This window comes from Chryseobacterium sp. SIMBA_038, from assembly GCF_046535115.1.
Lineage (GTDB): Bacteria > Bacteroidota > Bacteroidia > Flavobacteriales > Weeksellaceae > Chryseobacterium.
In genome coordinates this window covers 1-231 of sequence record NZ_JAWRXH010000478.1, presented here as the reverse complement: position 1 = coordinate 231, position 231 = coordinate 1, and the positions used below count along the sequence as shown (strand labels likewise).

1 protein-coding gene is annotated in these 231 nt (G+C 38.5%); it reads left to right on the top strand.

Going from position 1 to position 231, the window contains the following annotated elements; translation table 11 throughout:
- The coding region (locus SB689_RS24330) for an ATP-binding cassette domain-containing protein (RefSeq protein ID WP_410694579.1) at window positions 1-231 on the top strand (231 nt) is incomplete at both ends.

The window sequence follows — 231 nt, the reverse complement described above, 5'->3', positions numbered from 1 at the left end:
CCAGCTTTCAGGTGGAGAAGCACAAAGGGTTGCTGTTGCCAGAGCTTTAATCAATTCACCTAAAATTATCTTTGCTGATGAGCCAACGGGAAACCTGGATTCAAAAAATGCGGATGACCTTCACAGGTTATTTTTTGATCTTAGAGATAAGTATAATCAGACTTTTGTGATTGTAACCCATAATCCAAATCTTGCTGAAATTACAGACCGTAAACTCGTTATGAAAGATGG